We start from the raw sequence: 1,688 nt of genomic DNA, 5'->3' as shown, positions 1-1,688 counted from the left end.
CATACGAAAGGCTGATTCCTTGCTCCGCCTACACTTTAAGCCGTTAGGCTTTCCGTTTTCGCGGAAACGGGTCGCACGTTGAGGAGATATTCACGAACTTCGTAGCCAGCGAGTTCACCTTGCTGATACTCAATGCCTGAGATTTCAGGGTTTTCAAATTGCTGTAAATCAAATCTGACAAGCTCCTGAACGATCTCACCGATGGGTGCAAATTTGATTAACTTGTTCACCCAGGTCAAAGTGGTTTCTACGCGATGCTGCAAACTTGGGGCCAACCAACATGAAGGACGGGTGCGATTGAGAAACCGTGCTTGCCGATAGCGAGTGTGACGAGAACGCCTCCCCCGACGTAGAGAACGACGGGATTCTAAAGACGCTTTGATGGTTTGACCGCGATGAGTTAACTCAGCACCAAAGATTGCTTTGTCGTTTTGAACAAGAGCAATCCCTGTGGTTTTAGAACCGGGGTCTAGTTTAATCGTGACGGGTTCAGGAATATCTGCAACCTCTTTCTTGAGAATGATGCTGAACGGGTATTTTCTAAACACAGAGGCTCTACCCATCTCCAATAAACGTCTCGCCATAGAAGGCTTACATGGTGTAAGCGGCTTCTTGTTGGCATCAATTACAAAAACGAAATTGGGTTTCAACATTTTGGCGTTGCTTCCTAAAAGTAAAGTTTGCTTCAACCCTGTTATCTTCTCGGTACTATGCAGATTGCACTTCCTCTAACCAATCTCGGATGTTTAACAATCTGCTTACAGAGCTTGGAACTAGCGAATCCCAAGGTGTGAACTTAAACGCTTAGAGATAACGATTACTATGATTGAGTGGTCTGGAGTAGCTGCAATACCTCGGATTACTCCGAAATACTACGGATTGGTGCTACTCAGTGCTTTGTTGCTAAAATTTGCATTAGGAGTTGACAATAGTATTCAATACTTAAAAAGATTCTCAACTAGAATTTCACGATTGTTCGGGAATGTCAAGCGATAGTGCAGAAATTTTAATACAAATAGATTATCACCATTTGTAATTTCATAAGTAATAATTATGTATAAAATAGCTTGAAAATGCTGGTTTTTTCGTACAGTATGGCTTAGAGTATTGCGGTTAAGGAATTGGGGAATTTTATCTGCCCAAATCAGAACTCGGACAGCGCCCGCGCAAATAACACGGACAGCAAAATAGAATGCCCGGTGATAGAATAAATTAGCTATAAAAAAAATAACTAAATGAGAATAATTGTAATAAGGTTGAAGGTGATGAGTAGGTCGATCGTAGATGGCAAGCTCAACTAGCAGTTGGTAGTTTTTTTTTGGTTATATGCGGGAGCGAGAATGCTGCCAATCAATCAATCAATCTATGAAGGAGATTCATCAGGCATGAGTTTTTCAAACGTTTCGGCGACGCAAAGACAACAAGAAGAAGAGGCTCTCAAAAAATTTCTGGCGATCGGTCTGCTAGCCTCAACCATACTGCACGCTGTTATACTGCCGTTGAGCCTCAAGTTGGTCAAACCGGCTGAATTTGCAGACGATGCCATCGAAATTGTCATGCTGGATGAACCTAAAGTAGAGGAAATCAAGCCAGATCCAGCTATTCCAGAAAAGGTATCTCCCCCGCCTGAGACATTCAAACCAGAACCGCCACCAGAGCCAACTCCCCCAGAAGAGCCACCCGTAGCA

2 pseudogenes are annotated in these 1,688 nt (G+C 43.2%); one reads left to right on the top strand and one right to left on the bottom strand.

From position 1 onward, the window contains the following. Positions 1-80: 80 nt before the first annotated feature. A pseudogene (iscB, locus tag QUA44_RS17010) lies at positions 81-653 on the bottom strand (RNA-guided endonuclease IscB); the annotation flags it as partial. 732 nt (positions 654-1,385) lie between these two features. On the opposite strand from iscB, the pseudogene QUA44_RS17005 reads away from it, so the two are divergent. Continuing rightward, positions 1,386-1,688 (top strand): annotated as a pseudogene (locus tag QUA44_RS17005) (hypothetical protein); the annotation flags it as partial.

The organism is Microcoleus sp. N9_A2 (genome assembly GCF_036701775.1).
GTDB lineage: Bacteria > Cyanobacteriota > Cyanobacteriia > Cyanobacteriales > Microcoleaceae > Microcoleus.
Note: the sequence above shows the minus strand (reverse complement) of the source record. Positions and strands in the feature narration are given on the sequence as shown.